Source organism: Sphingomonas sp. PAMC 26605 (genome assembly GCF_000241485.1).
In the GTDB taxonomy this organism is placed as follows: domain Bacteria; phylum Pseudomonadota; class Alphaproteobacteria; order Sphingomonadales; family Sphingomonadaceae; genus Sphingomonas.
On the sequence record NZ_JH584244.1, the window covers coordinates 1 to 25,181 of the forward strand.

At 61.5% G+C, this 25,181-nt stretch carries 36 protein-coding genes and 1 pseudogene; 21 read left to right on the forward strand and 16 right to left on the reverse strand.

Annotated elements, in window-relative coordinates; genetic code table 11:
• The 4 genes and pseudogenes from RH90_RS23725 to RH90_RS22995 all read right to left on the reverse strand — a co-directional run.
• A pseudogene (locus RH90_RS23725) lies at window positions 1-2,142 on the reverse strand (hypothetical protein); the annotation flags it as partial.
• A 452-nt stretch (window positions 2,143-2,594) separates the two neighbouring features.
• Window positions 2,595-3,989, reverse strand: a complete 1,395-nt coding sequence (locus tag RH90_RS20660) for an HlyD family type I secretion periplasmic adaptor subunit (protein ID WP_010188763.1) — start codon at window positions 3,987-3,989, stop codon at window positions 2,595-2,597.
• Window positions 3,986-6,139 carry a type I secretion system permease/ATPase gene (locus RH90_RS20665; protein ID WP_037493977.1) on the reverse strand — a complete coding sequence of 718 codons (2,154 nt, stop codon included), beginning with the start codon at window positions 6,137-6,139 and terminating at the stop codon, window positions 3,986-3,988. Before RH90_RS20665 ends, RH90_RS20660 begins: the two co-directional genes overlap by 4 nt.
• A 246-nt stretch (window positions 6,140-6,385) precedes the next feature.
• A complete protein-coding gene (locus RH90_RS22995; protein ID WP_232280459.1) occupies window positions 6,386-6,595 on the reverse strand; it encodes a hypothetical protein in 210 nt (69 codons plus the stop codon).
• A 369-nt stretch (window positions 6,596-6,964) separates the two neighbouring features.
• Here RH90_RS22995 and RH90_RS20670 point away from each other — a divergent pair, with 369 nt between their 5' ends.
• The 13 genes from RH90_RS20670 (at window position 6,965) to RH90_RS20730 (ending at window position 14,290) form a co-directional block, all read left to right on the forward strand.
• A complete protein-coding gene (locus RH90_RS20670; protein WP_157134784.1) occupies window positions 6,965-7,135 on the forward strand; it encodes a hypothetical protein in 171 nt (56 codons plus the stop codon).
• A 226-nt stretch (window positions 7,136-7,361) separates the two neighbouring features.
• The gene (locus RH90_RS20675; protein ID WP_029625551.1) at window positions 7,362-8,321 is read left to right on the forward strand and encodes a DUF2493 domain-containing protein; all 960 of its coding nucleotides are present in this window, start codon (window positions 7,362-7,364) and stop codon (window positions 8,319-8,321) included.
• Between the two features lie 97 nt (window positions 8,322-8,418).
• Window positions 8,419-8,649 carry a hypothetical protein gene (locus tag RH90_RS20680; RefSeq protein ID WP_010188771.1) on the forward strand — a complete coding sequence of 77 codons (231 nt, stop codon included), beginning with the start codon at window positions 8,419-8,421 and terminating at the stop codon, window positions 8,647-8,649.
• A 63-nt stretch (window positions 8,650-8,712) separates the two neighbouring features.
• Window positions 8,713-9,249 (forward strand): hypothetical protein, encoded by a 537-nt coding sequence (locus tag RH90_RS20685; protein WP_157134785.1) that lies wholly within the window; start codon window positions 8,713-8,715, stop codon window positions 9,247-9,249.
• Between the two features lie 63 nt (window positions 9,250-9,312).
• Entirely contained in the window at window positions 9,313-9,771 is a 459-nt protein-coding gene (locus RH90_RS20690) for a hypothetical protein (protein ID WP_010188776.1), read from the forward strand.
• 190 nt (window positions 9,772-9,961) lie between these two features.
• Window positions 9,962-10,252, forward strand: coding sequence for a hypothetical protein (locus tag RH90_RS20695; RefSeq protein ID WP_010188778.1), 291 nt, complete (start codon window positions 9,962-9,964; stop codon window positions 10,250-10,252).
• Window positions 10,249-10,536, forward strand: a complete 288-nt coding sequence (locus tag RH90_RS20700) for a hypothetical protein (protein WP_010188780.1) — start codon at window positions 10,249-10,251, stop codon at window positions 10,534-10,536. Before RH90_RS20695 ends, RH90_RS20700 begins: the two co-directional genes overlap by 4 nt.
• Window positions 10,533-11,024 (forward strand): DUF6884 domain-containing protein, encoded by a 492-nt coding sequence (locus RH90_RS20705; RefSeq protein ID WP_010188782.1) that lies wholly within the window; start codon window positions 10,533-10,535, stop codon window positions 11,022-11,024. The genes RH90_RS20700 and RH90_RS20705 overlap by 4 nt, the downstream gene beginning before the upstream one ends.
• An 11-nt stretch (window positions 11,025-11,035) precedes the next feature.
• Window positions 11,036-11,590 (forward strand): hypothetical protein, encoded by a 555-nt coding sequence (locus tag RH90_RS20710; RefSeq protein WP_157134786.1) that lies wholly within the window; start codon window positions 11,036-11,038, stop codon window positions 11,588-11,590.
• A 674-nt stretch (window positions 11,591-12,264) separates the two neighbouring features.
• The gene (locus RH90_RS20715) at window positions 12,265-12,675 is read left to right on the forward strand and encodes a single-stranded DNA-binding protein (RefSeq protein WP_010188787.1); all 411 of its coding nucleotides are present in this window, start codon (window positions 12,265-12,267) and stop codon (window positions 12,673-12,675) included.
• Between the two features lie 111 nt (window positions 12,676-12,786).
• Window positions 12,787-13,002: a hypothetical protein gene (locus tag RH90_RS20720; protein WP_029625553.1), complete on the forward strand. Its 216-nt coding sequence runs from the start codon at window positions 12,787-12,789 to the stop codon at window positions 13,000-13,002.
• Window positions 13,003-13,498: 496 nt separating this feature from the next.
• On the forward strand, window positions 13,499-13,663 hold the full coding sequence (locus RH90_RS24120; RefSeq protein WP_010188789.1) for a hypothetical protein: 165 nt from the start codon (window positions 13,499-13,501) through the stop codon (window positions 13,661-13,663).
• A gap of 369 nt (window positions 13,664-14,032) precedes the next feature.
• Window positions 14,033-14,290: a hypothetical protein gene (locus RH90_RS20730; protein WP_010188791.1), complete on the forward strand. Its 258-nt coding sequence runs from the start codon at window positions 14,033-14,035 to the stop codon at window positions 14,288-14,290.
• Window positions 14,291-14,343: 53 nt separating this feature from the next.
• Here the strand turns inward: RH90_RS20730 and RH90_RS20735 are convergent, their stop codons facing one another.
• Window positions 14,344-14,613 carry a hypothetical protein gene (locus tag RH90_RS20735; protein ID WP_232280460.1) on the reverse strand — a complete coding sequence of 90 codons (270 nt, stop codon included), beginning with the start codon at window positions 14,611-14,613 and terminating at the stop codon, window positions 14,344-14,346.
• Window positions 14,614-14,915: 302 nt separating this feature from the next.
• On the opposite strand from RH90_RS20735, the gene RH90_RS20740 reads away from it, so the two are divergent.
• The 3 genes from RH90_RS20740 (at window position 14,916) to RH90_RS23730 (ending at window position 16,013) form a co-directional block, all read left to right on the forward strand.
• Entirely contained in the window at window positions 14,916-15,308 is a 393-nt protein-coding gene (locus RH90_RS20740) for a DUF3768 domain-containing protein (protein WP_010188795.1), read from the forward strand.
• Between the two features lie 62 nt (window positions 15,309-15,370).
• On the forward strand, window positions 15,371-15,580 hold the full coding sequence (locus tag RH90_RS20745) for an antitoxin VbhA family protein (protein ID WP_029625554.1): 210 nt from the start codon (window positions 15,371-15,373) through the stop codon (window positions 15,578-15,580).
• Window positions 15,581-15,869: 289 nt separating this feature from the next.
• A complete protein-coding gene (locus tag RH90_RS23730) occupies window positions 15,870-16,013 on the forward strand; it encodes a hypothetical protein (protein WP_157134787.1) in 144 nt (47 codons plus the stop codon).
• Window positions 16,014-16,055: 42 nt separating this feature from the next.
• Here RH90_RS23730 and RH90_RS20755 read toward each other — a convergent pair whose 3' ends face one another.
• Complete coding sequence (locus RH90_RS20755) at window positions 16,056-16,538, reverse strand: hypothetical protein (protein ID WP_232280461.1); 483 nt, start codon at window positions 16,536-16,538, stop codon at window positions 16,056-16,058.
• Between the two features lie 306 nt (window positions 16,539-16,844).
• Here RH90_RS20755 and RH90_RS20760 point away from each other — a divergent pair, with 306 nt between their 5' ends.
• Together RH90_RS20760 and RH90_RS24510 are read left to right on the forward strand one after the other, a co-directional pair.
• Complete coding sequence (locus tag RH90_RS20760; protein WP_029625556.1) at window positions 16,845-17,159, forward strand: hypothetical protein; 315 nt, start codon at window positions 16,845-16,847, stop codon at window positions 17,157-17,159.
• Between the two features lie 82 nt (window positions 17,160-17,241).
• Window positions 17,242-17,694, forward strand: coding sequence for a hypothetical protein (locus RH90_RS24510; protein WP_232280462.1), 453 nt, complete (start codon window positions 17,242-17,244; stop codon window positions 17,692-17,694).
• Between the two features lie 54 nt (window positions 17,695-17,748).
• Here the strand turns inward: RH90_RS24510 and RH90_RS20770 are convergent, their stop codons facing one another.
• The 7 genes from RH90_RS20770 to RH90_RS20795 all read right to left on the reverse strand — a co-directional run bounded on the left by RH90_RS20770 (window position 17,749) and on the right by RH90_RS20795 (window position 21,206).
• A complete protein-coding gene (locus tag RH90_RS20770) occupies window positions 17,749-19,062 on the reverse strand; it encodes a Y-family DNA polymerase (RefSeq protein WP_442852480.1) in 1,314 nt (437 codons plus the stop codon).
• Window positions 19,020-19,457: a LexA family protein gene (locus RH90_RS20775; RefSeq protein WP_010188805.1), complete on the reverse strand. Its 438-nt coding sequence runs from the start codon at window positions 19,455-19,457 to the stop codon at window positions 19,020-19,022. Before RH90_RS20775 ends, RH90_RS20770 begins: the two co-directional genes overlap by 43 nt.
• 76 nt (window positions 19,458-19,533) lie before the next feature.
• Entirely contained in the window at window positions 19,534-19,941 is a 408-nt protein-coding gene (locus tag RH90_RS20780; protein WP_010188807.1) for a hypothetical protein, read from the reverse strand.
• Window positions 19,942-20,023: 82 nt separating this feature from the next.
• Complete coding sequence (locus RH90_RS20785) at window positions 20,024-20,314, reverse strand: hypothetical protein (protein ID WP_010188809.1); 291 nt, start codon at window positions 20,312-20,314, stop codon at window positions 20,024-20,026.
• Window positions 20,311-20,454: a hypothetical protein gene (locus tag RH90_RS23735; RefSeq protein ID WP_157134788.1), complete on the reverse strand. Its 144-nt coding sequence runs from the start codon at window positions 20,452-20,454 to the stop codon at window positions 20,311-20,313. Before RH90_RS23735 ends, RH90_RS20785 begins: the two co-directional genes overlap by 4 nt.
• Complete coding sequence (locus RH90_RS20790) at window positions 20,444-20,731, reverse strand: hypothetical protein (RefSeq protein ID WP_010188811.1); 288 nt, start codon at window positions 20,729-20,731, stop codon at window positions 20,444-20,446. Before RH90_RS20790 ends, RH90_RS23735 begins: the two co-directional genes overlap by 11 nt.
• A 55-nt stretch (window positions 20,732-20,786) precedes the next feature.
• Complete coding sequence (locus tag RH90_RS20795; RefSeq protein WP_010188813.1) at window positions 20,787-21,206, reverse strand: hypothetical protein; 420 nt, start codon at window positions 21,204-21,206, stop codon at window positions 20,787-20,789.
• Window positions 21,207-21,314: 108 nt separating this feature from the next.
• On the opposite strand from RH90_RS20795, the gene RH90_RS20800 reads away from it, so the two are divergent.
• Genes RH90_RS20800 through RH90_RS20810 form a run of 3 tightly spaced genes read left to right on the forward strand, consistent with a single transcriptional unit; the run spans window position 21,315 to window position 22,484 of the window.
• Window positions 21,315-21,530: a hypothetical protein gene (locus tag RH90_RS20800; RefSeq protein WP_157134789.1), complete on the forward strand. Its 216-nt coding sequence runs from the start codon at window positions 21,315-21,317 to the stop codon at window positions 21,528-21,530.
• Window positions 21,531-21,576: 46 nt separating this feature from the next.
• Window positions 21,577-22,251 carry a MobA/MobL family protein gene (locus RH90_RS23000; RefSeq protein ID WP_010188815.1) on the forward strand — a complete coding sequence of 225 codons (675 nt, stop codon included), beginning with the start codon at window positions 21,577-21,579 and terminating at the stop codon, window positions 22,249-22,251.
• Window positions 22,248-22,484: a hypothetical protein gene (locus RH90_RS20810; protein WP_010188823.1), complete on the forward strand. Its 237-nt coding sequence runs from the start codon at window positions 22,248-22,250 to the stop codon at window positions 22,482-22,484. Before RH90_RS23000 ends, RH90_RS20810 begins: the two co-directional genes overlap by 4 nt.
• 135 nt (window positions 22,485-22,619) lie before the next feature.
• Here the strand turns inward: RH90_RS20810 and RH90_RS20815 are convergent, their stop codons facing one another.
• From RH90_RS20815 to RH90_RS24515, 3 genes are all read right to left on the reverse strand, one after another.
• A complete protein-coding gene (locus tag RH90_RS20815) occupies window positions 22,620-22,943 on the reverse strand; it encodes a hypothetical protein (RefSeq protein WP_010188825.1) in 324 nt (107 codons plus the stop codon).
• Window positions 22,940-23,707 (reverse strand): ParA family protein, encoded by a 768-nt coding sequence (locus tag RH90_RS20820; RefSeq protein WP_081477062.1) that lies wholly within the window; start codon window positions 23,705-23,707, stop codon window positions 22,940-22,942. The genes RH90_RS20815 and RH90_RS20820 overlap by 4 nt, the downstream gene beginning before the upstream one ends.
• 296 nt (window positions 23,708-24,003) lie before the next feature.
• A complete protein-coding gene (locus RH90_RS24515) occupies window positions 24,004-24,657 on the reverse strand; it encodes a hypothetical protein (RefSeq protein WP_232280463.1) in 654 nt (217 codons plus the stop codon).
• Window positions 24,658-25,181 lie beyond the last annotated feature (524 nt).

Genomic DNA, 25,181 nt, shown 5'->3' on the forward strand with positions numbered 1-25,181 from the left:
GAGCACGTCGATGTCGTCGGCGCTGCCAGTGTCAACAATGCGATCGCTTCCATCGCCAGAAGCATAGCGGTACATATCGCTGCCTACACCGCCTTGGAGGTAATCGTCGCCAACGCCGCCGACCAACACATCGGCAGCGTTTCCGCTGTAGATCTCATCACGGCCTTGCGAACCATTGATCCAAGTGTCGGCAACTGTCCTTTCTAGCAGAGCTGACGCAGCCACGCGATCGGCCAGCGGTTGCAGCGCAACGTCCCATGCCGACGTCAGCCCCGCAGCATTGTTAACGAATAGCGAAGCTTTCGTTCCGGCAAGCTCTGTCGTTAGACGCCCAAAATATTTATAGGCTCCCTCGGCATCGGTCGGCGCAAGCAGCGCCCCCATTTTGATAACCAAACTACCGTCTCCAGTTAATCTGCCTGCGACGGGGTCATACTGAAGAGCTGAGATAAATAGATCCGCATCCTGGCTAAAGAGCGTTGCTCCGTTTGCATAGAGATATCGGCCAACGGCCGCTTGGGAAGTGAATTCCGTAAGATATGAGTCAATAATGCTCTGATACGCTTTCTCAATGCCTATAGCATTATTGGCATCAGGGTTATGTTCAGTCCGGCCGCCAATTTGTTGTTCAAATGAGGTGCCATAAAAGGCTTCAACTACCGCCAGATGCGTCGCATCAATATAAAGGCCACGATCTGTTGGTGTCGATGATACACCCACCCATAATGCTACAATATGCTCAAACGACGTACGAAGCTCTGCACCAGTTAACAATGTAGTCTGCGTCAGAAACGTAGTCGCCGCTTGTGCTAAAGACGAGTTAGTACTTAATGCATATGAGAAATCGGTAACGTTGCCATAACCTTTCAGGCGAGGTGCGATCGATGCAAAATCGCTTTCCTGATAGCCAGCGGGCGGGGTGAAAGTTGTAATGATTGTGTCGACGGCAAAATAAGCAGACGCGGTCGCCCCTTCGGAGCCATCGGACCGAACAAAGCTTCCCGTCCGACCTATTATATTGTCGGAGACGCCTTGCCCCGAAGACACACTATCGAGGCTGATCGACGCAACGCCGGCTTGGCTCAGTGTTTGTAATTCGCCAGACTGGGAGATGCCATCACCGTTGGCATCCCGCCAAACTCGCAATTCTGCAAAGGCAGTGTCGAGACTGTCGATGATCCCGTCGGCATTGCTGTCGATTCGTGCCAGCGCCGTAAAGCCGTCTTCGCCAGCATTGCCAAACAACTCATCGACGCCATCGACCAGCCCATTGCGGTTGGCGTCGCGCATAAGAAAACCGTCTTCAGGGCTTACCCACCCGGTTCGTTCTTTGAAACCGTCGCCATCCAGGTCGAACTGCGCATGGGAGTTCCTCACCGAAATCAGCTGGACGCCGTCGCCGTTCAAATCAAGAACGAGCGGGTCCCGCTTTGGTGGCTTTAGGGGATTGTGAGGCTGGTCCCATGGCGGACGATGGTTGCGTGGATCGTTGGGATTATTGGGATCACGAGGATTACGCGGGTCCCACGGATTATTCGGGTCCGGGTGACCATTCGGGTCGTACCGATTGTCTGGGCCATAAGGTTTGGCGGGGTCGTAGGGGTTAAGCGGGTCGAACGGATTCGGATCGTAGGGCGTCCACGGATCATAATTCGGATTATTTGGGTCATTTGGATCCGGGTCATTTGGATCGCGACAATCAAACGTCGGCGCGCCACCATTCTGATCATACTGGTCATAAGCTGCCTGAGCGACCGCTCCCGTAAATATAGACAAAGCGGTCCCAGCTACAACCGCCGGAAGACCAACAGTGATGCCAACTCCACCTAGGGTAAGTAAGCCAGCAGTTGCAGCGATGCCGACGGCTGTACCGACTGCCAAATTGATGTAGGCACCCGTTTTTTGCTCACCTGCGGCCCCTGCAATACCGGCTGCCTCTAAATTACGGAATTGCGCGATAATTCTTAGTTTGCTCCCACCAGCTATCGTGGAAATACTATTAATAAAATAATCGTTTGTAGCAGAAATGAGGGTTACTGCTCCAGTGCCGACAGCGCCTCCTGGAGTGCCAATAGCAGATTTGACGTTCTCTAAAGTACGCGATCCTATGCCACGAATGAAATTTGAAGCGCACTGAGACATAGTTAACCCCTCAAGAAAAATAGGCGACTATATTTTTGAACTGCGGAATTTGTTTTTTATAACAGAATATACTTGGCAATCTCCGTAGCCAAATCCGCAAAAAACTTCTATAGCATCGTCGTACATTCTGAACCATTGCTTGCCGCGTGAGCGACCATTACTTGTAAGTCCAATGCTTTCAGGCCTGATAATCGCGACGGATGGAACTGCGCACGATCTAGAGATATGATCGCCTATATCATAATCAGCTCTGTTGCAATTATGAGGTAAGATATATGGCTTTGCCAAAAATGTTCGGTGATTAATTCTTGGTAATCCCCGAAATGCGAATGATGATAACACTATGGCAAAAACCATAATAATAACTGCTATTATGCGATCTACGAGAACAAAACGTAAACCTTTGAACCTCATCGATTGCTGGCGTTTCAAGGCGTTGTCATTACGGTCGTTCATCGCTCTTTACCCGCTTCCCGCGTCATTTCGTCGATCGGGCTGAGTAGGTACGACAGTATGCTGCGCCGCCCGGTGCGAATATCGGCTGTTACTTGCATACCAACTGCGGGTTTGAGGGTTACGACGCGCCCGGGCCTGACTGCTCCGTCAAGTCGCACCCGTGCCGGGTAAATCAATCCCATTTTGTCGTCCTCGACTGCATCTGATCCAAGGCTTTCGAGGCGACCCCGGACTGTACCGTAACGGGTGAAAGGGAACGCCTCGAGCTTCACGGCGACCATTTGGCCAGCCCGTACAAAGCCGATGTCCTTATTGAGAATTTTCACCACTGCGACCAATGCTCCTGCGCTCGGTACCACTACCATGATCGGCTTGGTCGCTTCGACCACCCCTCCGACCGTATGCACGACAAGCTGCGAGACCACGCCATCGACCGGGCTCGTCAACGTCTGCAGGCTCGACTTCTGTGTCGCTTTCGCCAGCTCCTCGCGACGTAGCTTGATTTCGGCATCGGCCTTGGCGAGGTCGGCAAGCACACGAGCGCGGGCCTCAGCACCAGACTGCACGATGCTACTGCCCGCGCCCGCCATTTGTGCTGTCGCTTTGCTCGAGGTCTGGATCGCGGCATCTCGGTCGCGTGCGCTGGCGAGGCGCTGGCGGCGCATTTCGATAACCTTGAGCTTGGACACATAGCCTTTGGCGAGAAGTTGCTCATTGGCGGCGATTTGCTCATCGAGCAGCGGAAGCGTCTCGGTGAGCTTCGCGGCTTGAATCTGGGCCTCGTTTCGCGTCGCAACCGACGCCTGACGATCGGCGCGATGCGTCGCGGCGGTAGCCTGAATGTCCGCGAGCTGGGCGCGCGCGAGTGCGACCTGCGTTGAAATTACCTCAGGCGCGGTGCCAGGCGGCGACATAAAGGCGAGCCCGTGTCCGTCGAGCCCGGAAAGGATCGCTCGGGCACGGGCAGCGTCCAGCATTGCGGTCTCGAGCGCCTTCTGTGCCTGTACCACCTCCGCGGTCGATACAGTCGGATCAAGCGCGACAAGCGGCTGACCGGCAAGGACACGTTGCCCGTCATGAACAAGAATCGCTCGGACTACGCCCGCTTCGGCCGGCTGGATCAGCTTAACGCTATCGACCGGAATTAGTTTGCCAGGCGCGGAAGCCACCACGTCGATTTCGCCGAATGTGAGCCAAGCGATCGTGGCGACAAGGAGGATCAGCAGCGCCCATGTGGTCGCGCGCGCGGTAGGTGACACGGGCGTTTGGATGATCTCTAGCGCGGCTGGCAGGAAGGCCGTCTCGTCCGATTTGAACAACGTGTTCTTGCGCACTTTCTCATCCGCGAGAGCGTGCCGCGCGATTTCCCAATGGCGTGAGATCGCGTTCATGCTGCTTCCCCCGGCATACCCATCTGTCGCCGGTGCAGGCTTGCGTAACGCCCGCCGCGCTGCAGGAGTTCGTCATGCGAGCCGACCTCGACGATGCGCCCGCGCTCAAGCGTCATGATGCGGTCGCACTGTCGGATTGCCGACAAACGGTGCGCAATGATCAGCACGGTGCGCCCTCGCGCCATAGCCTTAAGGTTCTTCTGGATGATTTCCTCGCTTTCGGCATCGAGCGCTGAGGTCGCCTCGTCCAGAATGAGGATCCGCGGCTGGGTCACCAGCGCTCGTGCGATCGCGATGCGCTGGCGCTGGCCGCCGGAGAGGTTGACCCCGCGCTCTTCGATAATCGTGTCGTAGCCGTTAGGTAACGTCAGGATGAAGTCATGTGCGCCTGAGAGCTGTGCCGCCGCCATGACGCTTTCGAGCGGCATGGCCGCATTGGCGAGCGCGATGTTCTCCCGAATCGAGCGGTTGAACAGCAGGTTCTCCTGCAGCACGACGCCAATCTGTCGCCGCAGCCATGCTGGATCGATTTGCGCGACGTCGATGCCGTCGATCAAGATGCGTCCAGCCGCTGGCGTGTAAAGCCGCTGCAACAGCTTCGTAAGCGTCGACTTGCCTGAACCCGATGACCCTGCGATGCCGATAGTAGTGCCGGGCGACAAGTGGAAGTCGATGTCCTCCAGCGTCCAGGGCCCCTCCAGCCCATAGCGAAACTTGACGCCCTCAAATCGGACTTCGCCCCGCAACTTAGGCAGCGCGAGTCTCGAGCCGGCTCCGGGTTCCGCAGGCGCGTTCAGCACGTCGCCGAGCCGATCGATCGATAGGCGAACCTGCTGAAAATCCTGCCATAGCTGCGCCATACGAATGACCGGGCCGGACACGCGCTGCGCGAACATATTGAAAGCGACCAACCCACCGACCGTCAGTGTCCCAGCAATCACCTCGCGTGCACCGAAGAAAAGGATCGCCGCAAGGCTGATCTTCGAAATGAACTGTACCGCTTGGCTACCGGTGTTGCCGAGATTGATAACGCGCTGGTTCGCAGCGCTGTAGCCGGCCAGCTGCCGCTCCCAGCGCTCCTGCCACTGCGGTTCGACGGCGGACGCCTTGACCGTCTGCATGCCCGAGACGCTTTCGACCAGCAGCGCGTTGTTCGCCGATCCGCGCTCGAACTTGTCATCCAGGAGGCGCCGCAGTGGCCCCGTCACGAGCAGCGATACGATGATGTAGGCGGGAATGGTGAGCGCCACGATCCAGAAGAGCGTCGTGGAATAGATCCACATCACAACGAGGAAGACGATCGTGAACGCCGGATCGACCAGCACCGACAGCGAGGCGTTGGTCAGGAACTCACGGATCGATTCCAGCTGGCGTACGCGCGTGACGGTATCGCCGACCCGGCGCGCCTCGAAATATGACAGCGGCAAACTCAGCAAATGGCGGAACAGCTTGGCACCAAGCTCGACGTCAAGCTTCTGGCTCGTCTCGGAATAGAGCCGCGTCCGCAGCCACCCGAACACGACTTCCCAGGCCGACACCGCGACGAAACCGATCGAAAGCACCTGAAGCGTGGCAAGCGTATTGTGGACCAGAACCTTGTCGATCACATTCTGGAAGAAGAGCGGCGCTGCCAGACCAAGGAGGTTGAGCGCAAGCGTGATCAGCAGGACCTCGCCGATCAGCCGACGATAGCGCACGATCTGCGGAATGAACCAGGTGACATCGAAGCGCCCCGCTGTGCCAGCGACGCCCTCCCGCGTCGTGATGAGGATCAGCGTGCCGGACCAGATCGCGTCCAGCGCCGCTCGGTCGACCTTCTCTGGCGCACACCCCGTGCGCTGGATCAGCGCAGAATCTTCCGTCACTCGGCCGATAATGAACCAGCCGTCTGGCCCGTCTGCCAGAACAGGAAGAGGCAAGCGGCCTAGCTTGTCGAAAGTGCCCGCGATCACCTTACCACGGACACTATCTTGGCGCTTGGCGAGCCTTAGCAATTCGTCCGCCGATACCGGGTCGTGGTGGCCAAGCGCGTGCCGAAGCTGGTCTGGGTCGACCGCGATGCGATGCATCGCAAGGACTATGGCGAAGGCCACAAGCCCGTCATCCGCGCTCTGCGTTGCGCAGCGCGAGGTGTTATCCCCCCGACTCATTTATCCACCCATTCCCCTTGGTACCCTCTGAATAGCCCAACCTTAAGTCCGATCAATGACAAATTTGTCAGAATTCAAGCTTAAATGGTATTGATCTCATTAGCTATTCTTTGGCTTCCTTGGGGTCGGTTCCGGGCGAGGGCGAAAAGACACCCTAAGCCGAATGGCAATGCCTAGTGGACAACAGAACGTTCCCTTGAACGCTGGCGGCGGCTACGTCCCCCAGATGATCAGCACGGCGTCACCTCATTCCGAAAAAGCCGATTTCTGGCGCGTTTCAGCAAGCTGATAGGTGAGGATGGCGAGTGAGCCGTCGATCGAAAAGGAACGACCGTCATGGTCGACCCGCAGGACGAAATCGTAGGATTCGGGTTTATTGAACCGCTGGATTCCACGCTCGTCGTCCATAGAGACCAGCGCGATCGTTTTCCGATGCGAACCTTTTCCAGCCGGCATTGATACCAGCGCATCACGCCCATGTTGCCGGACACCAGGAATCGGATCTCATGAAGACCTTCACCGACCCCTTCCGAATACCCTGCCCGTTATCGTGCGGAAATCACGGTCGAGGCGGAAGATGTCGTCAGCGCCTGCCGCTCCGCGATCGATGCGTCGCATACGACCGACGGGTGGAAGAGCCTCGATACGGAGCATCCCACTTATGTCAGCGCGATCGCTGAAGGTGCGGACGTCGATCCCTGGCGCTTTGTCCCGGATGGCGGCGATGCCTTCGTCCTGCCCGTCCCGGGCCTGTTCTCTGAGGTGGCGGCGTGCGCGGGCTATGCCGCGACCCGGAGCGAGGATCTGGTCGACCAGCTCCGCATCATGATCGACGCGATCGGCGCCGAAGGAGCGTTGAGGATCACCCCAGCGGCGATGGTCCGCTTATGTGCAACGGGGCAGGCACTTCTCGACGACATCGCGCGGTGCGGGTTGAGCCCGGCAGTTCCGAAGGCGGCAACAAGCGTGGTCACGTCTTCGCCCGACGCCACCTGACGCCCGACAGCCTTCCGCCAGAGAGATGCGGCACATGGGCGGCCGCGAGACCCCCGCAACCGCAAAAATCCGGGCCGAGTTGCCGCTTTGCGGCTGCCCGCACCACCCCGGTTTTTGCGGTTTCCCTCCGCTACGCTCCGGTGCGGGCGCCTCTTATTCGGCCGCCCAGGAGGTGCGCATCCGGCGGATAGGCCGCCGGCCTCGATCAGATGAAGGGCTTGACCCCATGACCACTTCCCTTGCTGCCGCACTCTCCGCTCTGGAGCTTGGACACCTCGAACCCCGCGCCGAAGACGTTTCGGGCATGTGCCCGCCCTCGACCGACGCACTGGAGCAGACCACCACCGCCATCTGGAACGACCTGTTCGCAACCCTCCAGAATACGTCGCTCGAGCGCGACATCGAGGAGATGGGCTGGGGCCTGGTCAACCTCTTCCACCGGGCCGCGGCCAAGAAGCACGCGTCGATCGACCGTCTCACCGACGAGATCAGGCTCCTCCTGGCCGAGCAGGACGGTTCGGAGATCAACACCGCCAACCTCGAGGACAAGATCGACCTTGCCAAGAAGATCGAGGAAGCCGCCACCTGCTACGAACATATGCGCGACACCGCAGCGGCACACTACATCCGAGAAACCGGCCGTTCCTGGATCCCGTCGACCGGCAACCGCATTTCGCTCGGGGTGACGTCGGCAATCGTTGACGGACGCGCCTTCCTTCAGGCTCGCCGCGAGCGGGTCCGCGACGCCAACACGGCACAGGGCACCCCAGTCGTGTTTGCCGGGGGACGGCTGACCTTCCGGACCGACGAGGACATGAAGGCGTTTGGCGACAACCTGCTGCGCACCCTCAATGCGGTTCGGGAGCGCGTCGGCGACATGTATCTCGTCCATGGCGGCGACATGAAGGGCATCGAGCGCATCGCGGCGTCGTGGGCCGAACAGAACGGTATCCAGCAAGTCCGCTTCGGTCTCGATCGCAAGCTGGGTGATCGTGCCGGCTTCCGTCGCAACGAGCAGATGCTCTCGCTGAAGCCCCGCTACGTCATCGCCTTCCAGGGCAACGGCGTGAGCGAACGTCTGGTGATCGACGCCAAGAAGGCCGGCATCCGCGTGGTCGATCGCCGCGGACCGCTCGGAACCCCTCCCGCTGCACAGAACGCTCAGCGCGACCGGAAGGTCGCCTGAGCTTCGGCTCGGCCGCTGGCTTTGCGCCAGCGGCCTCGCCTCTTGCGGCTTTGCCGCAGGAGACCATTCTCACCCACAACACCGATGGAGTAACACGATGCCCCGCCCCAACCCATTCCAGACGGCTGCGCATTGCTGGCGCTTCGCGCTGCGCCGCGCAGCCGCTGACGGCGACACCTATCACGTCGTCATGACGGACAATCCCGCCGCTCCGCGTGCGGTCCTGTCCGATCGCGACTTGTTTGCATCCGAGGATCTGACGCCCGAGGACATCGAGGCGTCGTGCGATCCGTTCCTGCTTGGCATCGGCCAGGCCGGCGAAAAATGAGCCTCCTGCATGGCCTACAATCAGCACATTGCGACCATCCCGCGCGCCGAGTTCGACGAGTTGATGGCGATCGTCCGCGCGCCGCCTGAAAAACCCCGGCCACTGACCAACGAAGATCTCTGGCGCCGTGAGTATCTGGCGGACCAGGAGCGACGTCGCATAATCGGTTATCAGCCCGACCTTTCCACCGCGAAGCCCGTCACCCGCTACCATCGGCACAGGCAAGCCCCATCGTGGGATCGCACACCCGACGAGACGCTCGAGGACAAGCTCGAACGCATCGCGGGCGATCCCCTCGCGACCTTCGGACCGCTCCGGGGCGATCGCCCCGCACATCTGACGCCCACCGAGAAGGCCGAGATTGTCGCTAAGGCCGCCAACTGGCTGCGCGTCAGCCAGCGCGTGCGCTTGGTCGACGCTCCCGGCGCCGTCGATCCCGCCTTCGGAGTCCAACGATACCTCGGCCGGTATGGCGTCGTCTGGCGGCTCTGCGGCAGCCCCTTCAACGACCATTGCTACGTCTTCTTCGATCCGATCGGAGGCGAGCGCACGGCCAAGATCGAACTCGCCGAGCTGCGCGACCTCGAACCCGAGCGCTGAGAGAGGAGAGGATGCGCAGGCGCTGATGAGCGGTCGATTCCCGATCCGCACGGAGCCAACAACATGACCGAAACCCTGACCATTGGTGCAAGTCCGGCCGAGGAAGATTGCGCCCAGCTCGGACGCACCCCCGACTTCTCGCGGATAAACCGCCTCGAAGTCGATTGTTACCAAGCCGCCCTGATCGCGCGTTACGGTCCGCCTCCTGCCGGTGCCGTCTTCACGCGCGATACCTCGAACCACGATTTCGGGCGCTACACCGAACTCGCGCTGCGCTTCGATCCTTCGGACGAAGCCCAGACCGCTTACGCCATCCTCGTCGACGAAGGACTCGGTCGCTGGTTTCACGCCGGCTTCACCGCGCCCGTCGAATACCCCGACAGCACTAACCCTGCGATCCACCACGCGGATCTCGCTGCCGCGATCCGCTCCGCGATCAGCATCATGCGCCCGCCCTTCCCGGACGGCGAACAGGCGATCGCCAACCTCCGCGCGCATTACCCGGAATTGGTCGCGGCCTGATGGCGCGCGACTGCATCCGGCAACCGCGTCACATCATCCAGCCGCTCGTGATCGGGCGTCAGCCCGATCTCTTCGACGGCCCGACCGTGACGCATGAGCGCCCGCCCAAGCCAGTCCCGCACACATGGAGCCGGGACTTTCTTCGATACCTGCGAGCCACGGGCTCCGGCCTAGAATGAGGACGCCGACCATGACCGACTATTCCAAACCCGTCCGCGTCCCAATGCCGGCCTGGACCGACGAGGAGCTACGCACGCTCGTCGATTTCCGGCGCCGCAACGGACGCCGATGGCGGAGCAAGCTGCTTGACCTCTATCTGTTCGGAAAGGATGACAGCGAGCCGAACGGCGCAAGCCTTCGACACATCAGGAACCGCCAAGGCCCGAGCCGCGTGGACGCCCTGAGCAAGGCGACTCTCGACGAGGCCGAGAAGCGCCTGGCGATGATCGCCGACCGCCCATCGCAAGGGGATGCGCCATGAGCCGCCACGACTATCGGAATGACGCAGCCCGGGTCTCGATCGGTTGGGATGCCCCCCTCGCAACCTTCTTCCTCCAGGTCTGGACCGGCGACATCGACGATGAGGACGCCGCCCCGACGATCTGGCTCGGAGGCTTCTACGGCGAAGCCCCGCAACCCGACCCGCTGATCGCGGTCGCACGTCGCCATATCCCCGACCTGCCAGCGAACCTCCACCGCCAGCTCACCGTCGATCGACTTGGAGCCCCGGCGCGCCCGCGCCGTCCGGGTCTGATCGACCCGTGACGGCCGCAGCCGACGCCACAACGTGTGTCTATCTGGTGGCCTGCGTTTCGCAGAAGCTCGATCGGCGCGCACGCGCGGCCGACCTCTATCGGTCCGACTGGTTCCGTAAGGCGCGCACCTACGTCGAGGAAACCGGCGAGCGCTGGTTCATCCTCTCGGCCGCACACGGCCTCGTGAAGCCCTCACAGCGCCTCGCCCCTTATGACGCTACGCTCCGCGACCTGACGGCCGCAGAGCGGCGTCTGTGGGGCGAGAAGACGACACGGCAGCTACGCCGCGCCATCGGACCGCGCCACGCCGGCCCGATCGTCTTCCTCGCAGGGCGGCTCTACCGCGAACCGCTCCTCGCCTTCGCCGGCGATCGCGCTGCCGTCCCCATGCTCGGCATGGGCATCGGTCAGCAGAAGGCGTGGCTCGCCACGCAAATCGCCGAAGGCCGCGAACGCGCCGCGCGCGCCGCGCAACTGGACCTGTTCCACACCCTATAACGGAGGCGGCCATGCCACGCCCGACCACTCGGCGCTCTACTGCGCCGAGCGCGCCCGCACGCGCGCGCCAACTCGAACTTTTCGACATGCCGGGCGAACCGACCGCCACCTACGGCATGGCGGTTCAGCCATGGTGCGGCCTTGCGGCCTGGCACCGCGAACTCGATCGCCAGTCGGCGATCATGCGTCCGCGCACGCCGCTCTACCACCGCTTTGAGTCGACCTCGCGCCAACTGACTGCGGATCGCATCCGCGCGTCGCGCGACATTGCCGCGATCACGCGGCTCGTCACGCGCCTTGCGGCTGCGCGCTACCCCGGCGCGGATCTCCACGGCCTCGAGCGCGTGTGGTCGCGTGCCGAACTCGGCACGCTGATCGTCGAGGCGACCAACCGGAAAACGCTGCTCGACCTCGGACGGACCGCACCGCGGACCAAGGGTCCGGCGCTCGATCCCCGGCTGTTACCGGATGATCGGCTCGCGCATCTTATCCAGACGCATCGCGACCTCGTCACAGTCGAGGCACTACGCGCCGAACGCGAGCGTCGACGCGCCGTGGTCGCATGAAGCGGGCGCTACCGCGCCCTGATATATGACGCAGAGCGGTTCCGCGGGGCGAGGCCCGGAGCCTGCCCCGACCGTCTGCCTCGGTTGAGAGGCACGGTCAGCACGCTGCCATGATGGTTCGCGCAGGCCCCGCCAGCACCCCGGTTGAAAGTCTCGATCGGCATCACGACAGCGGCGCTCCGGTCTCAGTCGCGCAGCGGCGTGAAACGCGCCGGACTGTCATCAGGCGATGTCGACAGGGCACGGCGCACGCGCCTGGGCAGGAAGACAGTGCCAAGGTCCACGCCGCGACCGTGATGCCGGTGAGGGTGCCCACCTAACGATCGGCGCATGGCAAGGGCAGGCAGGGTGTCGTGCCGCCTGTGGTGACGGATCGAGGCACCGACATTGCCGGCAGATCGATGTGACAAGCTGGTCCTGCAACGGTTCTTTGCCTGTTGCCCGCCAGTGGGGGTCCATCCCCTCTCTTTCCTGAACGACCTAATCCGGCCGTCCACCCTCCCCAACCCGCGATCCTTCGGGCCGAGTTGCCGCTACGCGGCTGCCCGCACCACCCCTCGTATCGGGGTTCCCCTACGCGTCTTCGCGCTCCGGTGGAGAGGGCGTCCTGGCCGTCTTTTTTGGTGTTCAGTCGAGGGGACGGACCCCCGGCGAGCCAAAAAAGGAACCTCGAAATGCAGAACCTCGTCATCCTCGCCGGCAACGTCGGCGCCACCCCCGAAGTCCGCACCACGCAGGGCGGCACCAAGATCACCCAGTTCAGCCTCGCCACCTCGCGCCCCAAGCGCGACAGCGAAGGCAAGATTCTCAAGGACGCCGATGGTCGCCGGGTCGAGGACACCGAATGGCACCGCATCACCTGCTTCAACGGCGTCGGCAAGACCGTCGCCCAGTACGTCGACAAGGGCCAGAAGGTCATGGTCCGGGGCCGCATCCACTACACCCGCTACACGGACAGCGAGAACATCGAGCGCTACGGCGTCGAGATCATCGCCGACGAAGTGACCTTTCTCAGCCGGGGTCGCCAGCAGCAGGGCAACACGCAGGATCACGGCGGTCTGGATGACGACGACGTGCCCTTCTAACAACCAGGCAAGCACGGCCCGGAGCTTACGCTCCGGGCCTCTTCCCGTGTTCAACGCTCCGCTCGCCGATGCCCGCTTCGCGGACATCGGCGACCTTGCTACGGTCCGCAGATGGCGAAAGAGACCATTGAAACCTCGCTCGGCGCGATCTGGATCGAAGATCTGTCATCCGGCGAAATGCGGATATGGTGGCCGTATGGATCTCGCGCCGGCGAGCTGGCGATCGGCGTGCTGGAAGGTAAGGCCAGATGGCATCCCAAGTCCAAGGGCTGGTACGTCGCTGCGGCTAGACGTGCCGAAATCTATGAAGAACTGACGGCATTATAGGGCGTCTCCCGGCTGCGCCGGGACCGTCGCTCTATTCCGCTTCGCTCCACCGAGCCCCTTCGGGTCTCGGCCCATTCGGGTGACGATCAACTGACGGGCGCGCACGCGCGCAGGAAACATCTTTCCGAAAAGCGGCAACCTCTTTCCAATCTGCCCCGGGCAGGCCGTCTCTGCAGGCCGGCGAACTCTCCCATCGATCGGAGGGGACGCAGAGTGCGGATACGAGAGGCAGGCGGCCGCCATCCTTTAGCGAGGGGCGTGCGTCACTGGCGACCCAGCGCTGAGCACGACGCTCCGGCCAACGAGCTTCACCCCGCTCTTTGAGGCGCAATCCTTGGGACGGCTCGGGGCCTTATACGATCAACCCACAAGGGGTCCGGGCGCTTCGCTACGGCTTTTTTTCGTGCCGAAAAAAAGTGATCGCGGCCCCTCCCCGTCCCTGTCGGGCGCCTGTCGAGCGGGGATGAACCCCGCCGGCTTCACAGGAGCCTCGGACATGTTCAACGATATCTGGATCGCCCGCAAAAACGCCATGAGCCTCGCAAAGACCCTGATGGTGGCAACCATGGTCATCGCGATTGGCACACAATACGCCGTCATCACCGCCGAAGATCACGACAGCTCGGTCGTCGTCGTGAACGAGTACGACCCCTTTGCCTGACCACATGGGGGCCGAAAGGCCCCCGCGCCTTCGTCAGGCGCAATAGATCAGGGGCCAGGACGGGCATCGAGCCCGTCCCACCCCCGCGCTATCAAGCGCAACAGAGAGGGGCCAAGCCGGGCATCGAGCCCGTCTCGTCCCCGCGCTACGCGCCGCTGCGGCACCTGTGGGAGAACTGCTCATTCGTGTCGTGGTAGTATCACATGGGTGCGGCGATCGCCTCAAGGATGCGCGGTCCCCCCAATTTGCTGCGCAAATCGGCTCCCCCACGCCCCGCTGGCGCGGCCGCTTCGCGGTCCCTGACCCGATCGCCCGGAGCCCATGTCCCGGTACTCCCGCACAATTTCGTGCAAACAACGGGAGAACGCTATGCAGATTGATTTTTATCAAACACTCAAATCCATCAACGTCACAGACGATCAGGCAAAGCTGGTGGTGGCCAGCATCGAGGAGTATATCGACGACATGGTTGGAGACGCGACAAAGCCGCTTCAGGAGAAAATCGACGGCCTGCAACGGTCGCTCGAGACGCACATGAAGACCCAAACCTGGGTCATCAGCATCGTCGGCTTTACCATCGTGGCCCTGACCGCGATCGGAACGCTGGTGTCGATCCTGCGGCACTGACACCAAGGGGGCTTCGGCCCCCTTTTTTGCTCACCGCCTGCGGTTGATAAAGATCAACTCCAAGCCGTCCTGACGGGCGGCAGCTCCTCGAACGCCTCGAGCAGCCTGGGTTCGCGCAGCAGCGTGGTCCACTGCCCGCCATAGGTCCGTGATGCCAGATAGAAGGTCGAACCGTAACACTCGACCATCCGGCAGCGCTCCAGCTTGTCGACCAGCGAATAGTTCGCGCCGTGCCGGGCAACGACATCTTCCATCTCGACGCGCATCAACGTCCCGCATTGGCAGCAGCGCGAGCGAACCAGCGCCTTCATCCGCAACATCATGCCGACGTTCTCCATCCAGCGGGGCCAGAGAGCGACGATGTTGGCAGAGGATTCCATGGCCGCGACGATAGTCCTCCCGGCCCGGCATCGTCCAGCGGTTTGGGATCGGCCGGTCTCCAACTCGCCGCCACCCGAGGGGCCTTTCGGGCTCCTACGTCCTCGCCGAGGCGCTTTCACGCGCAAGTCCGCAAGCGGACTTCTCCACTGCGTTTCGACCCTGCGGGTGCGCGAGCCAGCTATGCCTCGGCGGTCCTGTCGCCTGTCGAAGGCCCCGATTGGCGGGGTCAGACAAGGAGACCGAGATGGCCGACCAGACCTCCACATCCGAGCGCCGGAAGGGCGAGCCCGCCGAGATCGCGCGGCTCAACGACTGGCTCCGCCAAAACATCACCGCACCAGGCAAGAACCGCATCGTGATGACGAGCGGAATCGCCGACCTGATCGGAGACGTCAGCCTCTTCCGTGGCTTTCGCAAACGCGCCGAGCTGATCCGCACCGTGCGCGACTACGACCGCTTCGATGACGCCATCAACCCGCACGGCGAGCGCGACATGGGCCGGTTCGAGTTCGAGGGCACCGCCTGCTACTGGAAGATCGATTACTACGATCTCGACCTCACCGGGGGTTCGGAAGATCCGGCCGATCCGTTCCAGACCACGCGCGTCCTCACCATCATGCGCGTCGACGAACGATGACGCAGACCGCCCCGACGCTTCGCCGTCGGGGCTTTCCCTCCGTCTACGACAAGGATCACATCATGACCGTCGAAACGATCAGCCAGATCAGCGCAGCCGAGCGCGCACGCCGTCACCGCGAGGTGCACTTCGCCCGCGGTAACGTCCGCCACGAGGGTGGCATCCTCTCCGACGAGATCGAGCAGCTCAATGCCCGCTACATCGCCGGTGAAATCGACAGCGACGCGCTGACCGGCGCGATCCTGGCATCGCAGACCGTCCAGTTGCCGTGATGGCGCGGAGGCAGAAGGGAGTGGGCTGTGTGGCGGCCTCCCCTGCCCCACCACCGTCGGAAAGGCTCTGTCGTCGACGCCGTTCCATCGTGACGACCGGGCGGGGTCGGCGTCAAGGATGCGCGGTGCCCCCAATTTTGACGCGGCCGTGCGTTCCGCTGCGCTCCACTTCGTCCACGACAAAATCGGCACCCCCACGCCCCGCTTCGCGGCCGCTGCGCGGTCCCTGACCCCGACCCCGCCCGATCGTCAGCCCGCCTCTGTCTCAAGCGAACAGAAGGAGGATCAGATGAACATTCAAACCGCACGCACCCAAACATGGCTCGCGGAACTGGCCAGCATCCAGGCGGAGATCGCGATCAACGGGATGCCCGCGGCACCCCGGCCCGCGCGCAAACGGACCCGCAAGCTCAAGCCGCTCTGGGAAGAGTGACCGGGAGACGGGGCGGCGCTGCCGCCCCGCTCTCGTTATGTCTCACACCGCTCGATGTGCCAGCACTTCGCGGATCCCACGCGCGCAGCCTTCGGGAAACCCCTGCACATATCCGATAAGGAAAGCGGTGAAGCCGATCCCGATCAACGCGGCGATACCGAGCACGACGAGCTGCGGCAGGGTCACCCGGTCACGGAGCGGGATCCTACGAGGCGGCATCATCCTCCGCTGATGTGCCCGTTGCAACGTGCGGACCGCCGCGATCATTTCCTCGACCAGGAGCATGTTGTGACGGGAGATTTCTCCAACATCGACGATCAGCTCCCGCGATGCGACAGCCGCATATTCAAACGTCAGCTCCGGTGTATCGACGAGACCGCTTAGTCCCGAACTTCGCTGATGCAGTTGCAACAAGCCTGTCTCGACTTCGCGCAAAACGGCTCCTTCAAGATCGGGTTCGTCCACCTTCACCCCGCGCATTTGTGGTGTCTTTGTATGAACCGGCCAGACCGAGAATCCTACCATGCGGGCGTCTCCCCGCCCTGCGGGCGGGGCCGGGCTCTATTCCGCTTGCGCTCCACCGAGCCCCTTCGGGTCTCGGCCCATTCGGGTGACGATCCCTGACGTAAGCAAACCCCATGTGTATTATCCACCTGCTGCACCCCTAGCATGAGGTCCGGCTCCTGCCGCCTCAAGGATGCGCGGTCCCCCAATTTGCTACGCAAATCGGCTCCCCCCTGCCCCGCTGGCGCGGCCGCTTACGCGGTCCTGTGACCCGGCATCGCCGAACCTCCTGGCTATGCCGCCAATGATGGCATGAAGGAGATGATTATGTCGCACCGCCTTTTCGCCCAGATCGCATTCGAGCGCGCCTTGGGCAACGCCGCAATCAAGGCACTGAAGGACTCCCTTGCCGAGAAAGCCAGCTTCGCCGCCCAAACCAACTGGCCGAAGATCTCCCCCTTCTCCGCACAGTACGACGTCGACGCGCTCTCGAGCGAACTGGATCAGATCGTCGCCGATCGCATCCGCGACGTCCTCGACGGTCCCGGTCTTCAGGTCATCGAGCGCGGAGAGCTGTTCTTCGAGCCCGAGATCGTCGCCCTGGTCAACGCCGCCAAGGCGAAGCACAACGATCCCGGCTAAGCCCGGGACCGGGGCGGCCTTCGGGCCGCCCAATGCCGGCGTTGCCGGCAGATCGGTTACACCGATCATCCAAGCGGCACGGTTGGGGGTATTTTTCTCTCTATTGAATGTGGAAGTTTGGCATGGGTGCGCGCTGGCTATCAAGGATGAGCGGTTCCCCCAATTTGCTGCGCAAATCGGCTCCCCCACTCCCCGCTTCGCGGCCGCTACGCTGTCCTTGACAGCCAACGCCGGAGCCCATGCCGTTTTTGCCACTCCAATCAACGAGAAGGAGAACGGAATGCACATCACATTGTTTAAGGCTCTGAAGTCCGTTAATGTGACTGACGATCAGGCCACCGAGGTTGTTGCAGCATTTGAGGAGTATATGGCGGTGAAGATCAAGGAAGCGAACGCAGGGCTGGAAGCGCAGCTGAAGGGCCAAGAGGCGCAGTTGAAGGCGCTGACATGGCTCATCGGAACGCTCGGTTCGGTGATCGCGATCGGGGTGCTGGTATCGGCACTGTCACCGATCATCACCAAGCTGATTCACTGACGAAATCGGGAGGGGCTTCGGCCTCTCCCTTTTTTTGTCTCGCTCTGCTCCGACCTATCGGGCGACTGGGATCTCCGCCAAGCGCGTCGTCCACGCCGGGCTTTTCTGACTCCGCTTCGTATCGAACGCGCGCGCGCCGAACCCTTGCGCTGCGATCCCGACCGTCCCCCGCCCGAATCGATCGTTGAGTCCGTCCATAGCCGCCAGCAACCCGGGCGCACGCGGATCCTCGACGGCAAAGAAGTCCCCTTGCCCCGCGCCCTGCGGCAGCAGCTCCTCGAGCAGTACACCGCACTTCGTATAGACGCCCCCGGGTTGATACATCGCCTCCATCATCCTGCCGGCGAGGCCGGCGATAATGCGCGGATCGTTGCTGGGCGGCGACATCCGCGTCTGGCGGCTCGCCGAGGGCGGATTGGGTCGGTAGCGCGAGCCGTGCGCGAACACGATCAGCCGCGTCGCCACCAGCCCTTGGTGCCGGATCTTCTCGGCCGCGCGCACCGCACGCCGCACCATCGCCTCGCGAAGCTCGTCGAGGTCCGTCACCGGCGAGCCAAACTGGCGCGTGACCGCCGTCGCCTTGCTGGCCTCCGGCTCCGGCTTGAAGCCGTCGCACTCGACGCCGTTCAACTCCCGCACCAGGCGCTCGAGAACGACGGTCCCCACATCGCGCGCTGCTGCTGGTGGCATCGCCACCAGATCGGCCGTCGTGCGGATACCGAGCGGATGCAGCCGCGCCGCCAGCGCCGACCCTATCCCCCACACCTCCTTGACCGGCCATTCGGCGAACAGCCGCGTGCGCAGCTCGGTGTCGTGGAGGTCCACGACACCATCCCAGATCTTCTCGGTCGCCTTCGCCAAGGCGTTCGCGACCTTCGACAACGCCCGCGTCGGGCCAAGCCCGATCCGCGTCGGAAGGCCGGTTTCGCGTAGGATCGCCGCGCGCAGCTTATGCGCGGCCGCGACGTCGCCGAGCCCGTTGGGCAGAACTGGCAGCCGGTAAAAACTTTCGTCGATCGAGTAGATCTCGATCAGGTCGTTATGCTCCGCGATCACCGCATTGAACCGCCGATTCATGTCGGCATAAAGCTCGTAATTCGAGGAACGGACCTCGATCCCGTGGCGCTTCACGATATCGCGAATCTTGAAGAGCGGATCGCCCATCTTGATGTGGAGGGCCTTGGCCTCCTCACTTCGGGCGATCGCGCAACCGTCGTTATTAGACAGCACAATGACCGGCACACGCCGCAATTTCGGGTCGAAGACTCTTTCTGATGAAACGTAAAAATTGGAAACGTCGACGATCGCGTGTGTCATTCCCGCGCCTATCGCTGATAGTCGCGGACGGCTGCCCGCACGACGCCCCAAATTTCCGTCTGTTCGTCGGCGATTTGCTCCGGATAACTCTGCCGGCTGTTGCGCGCCTCCAGATACGGCACCCCGCCACGGTGAACGAGCTGACGGCAGACAAAACCGCCAGCCAACACCGCAATCACGATGTGGCCGCTGCGCGGCGTCACATCGCGATCGACGACGACGACATCGCGGTCGGCGATGCCGGCGTCGACCATGCTGCTCCCGTCGATCCGGAAGACGAAGCTGGCGGCTCGATTGAGCCGCAACAGCTCCACCAGGTTTATGGCGTCCTCCTCCCAGTCCTGGGCGGGTGACGGAAAGCCAGCTCCCGCTACACCGATCGGCTTCAGCCGGAAGCCCGGCGCCATCACGGCAAGCGGGACCGGCTGCGCGATCGGCAGCAACATGATCTGAATCCCTAACTCGTCGCCCCTCATAACGCGGGAACGAACATAAAGGGAACAGGCTATGCCGTCCTAAAAGCTATTTCGCTGCGGAAAGTCGGTAGGAGCAATCCGTCAGCATGAGCGTCGAGCCCATCATGGACGAAAACTTCCCCGTCAGAATGATGTGTGCGCCCTTGTTCAAGGAGCTGAAAGTCTGGATCTCCTGCGCGTCCCTAAGCGGGCAAAGCGCCGTGGCTGACGGCGGAAATCCAAACTTATCCGGCTTAGCGCCAACCGAAATGGAGCCGTTCCCATTCGACGAGGCGGACGTGGCTACGACATAATCATCAACGTCGATCGACTTGCCGGTGTACTTCGCAGTGAACGCGATCCCGTTCGCGATGTTCTCACGCATCAAATCAGACACATGCGCCTGAGCCAGCGCCGCCGAACCAATGGCCGAAAACATCGCAGCGGTAGCAATCACAAAGACCGATCTCATCATCTGACCAACTCCACTCTATCGACTGTCGGTTCGCTTCATAGCGCACCTTCACAGCGCTCGCTGCGATTATCACCACTCAATCCTACCGGCGCAGCCGCTTCACGATGGCCTGCCACTCGGCCTCGCTTCGCGGGCCGAACTCGATCGAGGGCGGCTCCGGCGTCGGCTCCAAAGCCGTCGGCCTGCGCTTGCATACGCTGCACCGCATATGCTCCGCGACCTTCTCGCGCGCTCCGTTCCAGCGATGAACAGCGAACCACCGCCACAGCTTCGCGCCGTCGACAACGCCGCGGTGCCCGCAGTTTCCGCACTTCAGCCCGAGGTTCAGCGAGCCAACGCGGAGGTCTTCCAGCCGCTCGAAACTACCGCTCAAATGTCGATATTTCGCTTTTCAAGTTCTGCGGCCAGCGCATCAGTGCGCACCGTGTCCTCGCTGTCGCAGTCGATGCAGTTCCACTCGGCGACCAGCTCCTGGTCCGTCATCGTCGCAGGATCCTTGTAGTCATCCGCCATGCCGCCCTCCCCGCACCGCGTCTTCCGCCTGCTTCACATTACGGGCCTCCCGGATGCCCAGCACTGCGTTCTCGGCCCCGATTAGGTTGTCGCGGGCGTGACAAAGCCCGAGCAGATCCGGATCGCTTAACTGAGCCTCGGCGCTGAGACTGTCGCGGATGGGACGATAGAGGTCCTGGACCTTATCGGCGAGCGCACGGATCGACCGCAGCAATTCGCCCTTGTCGTCATCGCTCAGCTTCGCGCCAATTCGTTCGTGCTCAACAAGCTCTATCATGGCCGATATCCTAAAGGTTCGGTCGGGATAATAGCAGGCCCGGCAACGAATTGCTCTAAAGTTGCGGCCGACACCCGAGCGCCTGAAACGCTTCGGATGGGGTCGCCTGGCCCCTCCCCGGGGCCGACGAGCCCGCCGCCCTGCCGTTCAGCATATCGGCCTGCAATGCTGCGCATTTAGCGTCCCACCGTGGCTCACGCTGAAATATCTCCCGACATGCGGCTCCGAGGAAGCAGGCGGCCAGCAGAATGAAGCCCCACACCTGGATAGCATTAAGCCGTGTTTTCACGTTTCCAACCAGCCGCTCGAACCCAGCTTCGGCCGCGAAGCCGAGAAACACGCCGCCGAGCAGTAGCAAAAGCGGGTTGCAGAATCGCAGCGAAGGCGTGGCAAAATAGGCGCCGATAATCCCAACCGGAATCAAACCGCCGCTGATCCGCCGCCACTTCCCCTCCCGCGTATGTTCTGCGCCCATCTGCCCCCTCCCGCACAAGCCTCCATATAGAACGGACCCCGTAACAGTTTTAGTTGATCCAAAAGCTAACTCTGCGACCACCACGCGGCACGCAACGAGGTAGGATTTGTGACCGAGAATAATCGCAGTCTGAAGACTGCCGAAATGCTCATGGGAATGGCGCTCGCCTTGCTCGATCAGCAAGGCGGCGAGGAGAGATCCGCCTGCCTCCTGCAACACGCGCTCGACACGCTTAGGCGTGTCGAGCCGATGAAAGAGGGCGACGAGCTGGACCCGAGCATACTTGCACGCTTTGAAATGCACGACGCTTCCCACCACGAGTAGCGGCGATATGATCGGTCGATAGAAATGCCATCCTGGACCCCGCAACATGGCCATCTATCATTTTCATGCCCGCATTATCCGTCGGTCGGTCGGACGAAGCGTCATCGCCGCATCTGCATGGCAAAACGCCTGCCGCCTTCGCGACGAGCGCCTTGGCCGCTTTTCTGACTTTATCGGCGACCGCACGGTCAGCCATTCGGCGATCCTACTACCCGACACTGCGCCTCCGCGGCTTGGCGATCGGGAGGCGTTATGGAACGCAGTGGAGTTCGCGGAAATCCGCAAGGACGCGCAGCTCGCTCGCCAATACGATCTTTCGCTTCCCGACGAGTTCGATCGCGCTACCGCGATTAACGCACTTCGCCGCTTCGCGATCGACAACATCGTTCACGCCGGCTTTCCCGTCGATCTCACCCTCATCGAAGTGGCCGGCGTCGGCGAGCCGACGCACCGCCACGGCTACCTCCTCTTCCCAACGCGGCCGATCAGCGCTGGTCGGTTCGATCAGAAGCCGCGCGAATGGAATACACGACAAAAGCTGACTGCGCTGCGCGCCGAATGGGCAAACGTCCTCAATGCCAGACTCGAGGCCCTTGGCAGCGAAGCCAGAGTAGATCATCGTTCCAATAAGGACCGGGGTTTGCCCGATGATCCCGGCGCTCACGTTGGAATAGTAGCCCGCCGCATCATTGAGCGTGAGATTACCGGAGTGCGCCGATGAACGACGCGGTTTTCGATGGTGACGATCTAGTAGCGATGCTGGATGCGATCCTCGACAGCCTGATCGAAGCTTTACAGGATAATGATTGGGTTGACGCCGGTCGGCTTTATGCTTCTATTCAAGGGATCGCAAAGGCTTTAGGTGTTGCCGACTTCCCGGAGCCGGATTGGTCACCGGCCAACATATGCTACGTTCGGCTGCTGACTGGTCCGAGTAGCATTTCGGTAGTATAATCTACTTAGATAACGCGGCTGACGCCTTTGTCCGAAACCGATCGGTTTCGGACGTGACAACAATCTGAGTGAAGCTCCGCCCGTTTCGTGTCCGTAAGTCTGGTCCGCAAAGTGCTGTAACCAACTCAGCTGCCGTTAGCGGCCGCGATCCTCGGCAAGGTCCAGAAACTTCTCAAGGGCTTCCCAATATGCGATCCGTTCCCTGTCGCAATAATCGATCAACCGCTCCATCACTCGAACAGGACCTTTGATGCTGATTTGGTGCTGAGGCTCGCCTTGCATCGCGGTGCGCCGTCGCCGCGGCAACGTAGCCGGGACCGATGGTTTGGTGAAACCGTGATCTCGGCCGATCGTGTCGATGGCAGCGCTCTCCGTACGATCTTCAGACGCGGTCTGGGGGCGGGGTGCGTTTGGCTTGATGTCGGACAGGTCACCGAGGCCGAGGTCGATCTTGCTCATGCTGCGCGCTCCTGAGCCTGCTGCTGATCTCTGATTACTTGCGTGACTTCCGCCACGAACGCTGCGGCGTTCTGTCGCGCCTTATCTATGCCGGCAGCCTCGGCAGTGAGTTCCCAGAGGGAACGATAATGGGTGAACATCGCCCTAAATGCAGCCCGGTCATTTAGGGCGATGCGGAATGTCGGGATATCGGCGTCGCGAAACTGGGTCCGGATTTCTCGTTCGTCACGCGTCGCTATTGCTGGGTTCACCCGAGTAAAAAGCATTCGATAGGGTATTGTTCGGCGAAGCGCCCTGCCCTCATCAATGACAAGTTTGATTGCCCGACTAGCCTGACGAGCGTCAACGGGGGAGGCTTGAAGAGGAATGACGACGAGATCAGTTCGCGAGATAGCGCGGGACATTGCGAGGTTCGCCGTGCCTTCGAGGTCGACGATCACGAACTGGCTCCGGGTTGCCGTGTCTTCAATTGCATCTAATATCTCGTTGTCGGACGGAAGCTCACGACATGCGAAGGCTCCCGCTCCAGCATTTTTAGACCAATGATAGAGCGTCCGGTTCGGATCACCGTCGATCACGGTTACGCTTGCGCCGGCTTGAGTTAGGCCGCTCGCTAGGATCAATGCCGACGTACTTTTGCCAACGCCCCCCTTCGGGCTCGCGAAGCTTATGACGGGCATAAGGTACCTTCCAAATAATAGCGCGCTAACCGGTTCCTGAAGGTACCCTGATGAAAGATACGCTTCCGGTTGGTACCAAGCCATACCAATGACTCGGACCTACTAGCATCGCGGTTGGTTGGCAACCATCGACTACGCACGTCATCCCGACCAGTGCCCTTAGTTGGGAACTACTCAGTTGCGCAGTCTACGGTCCACTACCAAAGGACGTCATACACATTGGTACCGAAGGGTATGGTACACACCGGTACCACCGATAAATCGGACATCTAAGAGCAATGCGGGCCGCAATCGTTATCTACATGTGGCATCGGTCCCACGAATTATAAGTGGACGTTCAAAAGCGTACGCCGCCAAAGCCTGACCCAAGGATCATAAGATTAACGCAGGTCATTCCGCCCGCCGTCTAACGGGAAACGAGCGTCAAATTCCGACATCTGACGATCAAAGTCCTGCAAGATGGCGTCAAGGTCGGCGTTCGGGACGCTCAGGGTCGGCCGAGATCGCGGACGTCCTTTGCGCGGAGCGACGAGACCAAGCGCGATTGCTAAGTCGGGGACAACATATGTCCGCCAAGCGCGTCGCCCGCTGACTTCCCGCACCAGACCTAAGGACGCAGCGCGGCTAAGAAGTTTGCCCGCGCCGGAGAGGGTGAGCTTCAGCTGCCGCGCCACGCTCTCGGGCGATTGCACGGGCGCTTGCATCAACAACGGAACCAATCGCCCCAGCGCAGCCGGGCGAAGCTCATTCGCCAAGGCCGACACGGCGAGCACGTGAGCATCTTCAATCGCCATCAGGGACTTCCGCCCTTGAAGCGCCGAAGCCTCCAAAGCGCGCAATATACGACGCGAGGACGGCCCACGGTCGCGCGGCGCGAAAAGGAGCCGACGATCACCCTCAACTAGGCAGGGGAGGGGGCGCTCGGTCAAGCCGAGCCGATAAAGGAGAACCGGCAATGATAACCAAGCATCAATTGAACGCTCGGCCTTCACATAGTCAGCTTGTAGCGCGAGCGCGCGGGCCAGCATCGGCACATGCCGACCCGACCAGTCCGAGGCAGGACTGAACGGAAGGTCTTCCTTCCAATGTCGGCCATCGGCCAGCAGCCGATCGCGCCAGGGCGCGAAGCTGGCAAAGCTGTCAACAAGCGTGTGGCGGCGTGGTCTGTGGGGTACGGAGACACCCGAACCCCACGAAAATACATCAATTTCGTCAATCTCGGTGCCGACTAATTGAAGGGCCCGCGCATACCCAGTCCAAGCTGCACGGAGGCTCCAAGCGCCGGCGGCAGAACTAACGGAAACGTGTGCGTCCAGCCGCCCGATTGCTACGCTCGCACGCTCTATAAGAGCTGCGATCGGGTCACTGTCGTCGCAAGCTTCGGAGGGTTCTTGGTCCTGCATCTAAAGGCAATAGTAGCGTAAACCGCGTACCTCCGTCTATGTTGCTGAGCCGTTTAGCCGTGATAATAAGGTGTTATCGAGACCCTAGCTAAACGCGCCGTCTCACGGTAAAGGGTAAAAGATGGCCGCGAACTCGCTTTTCCCGGTAGCAGACG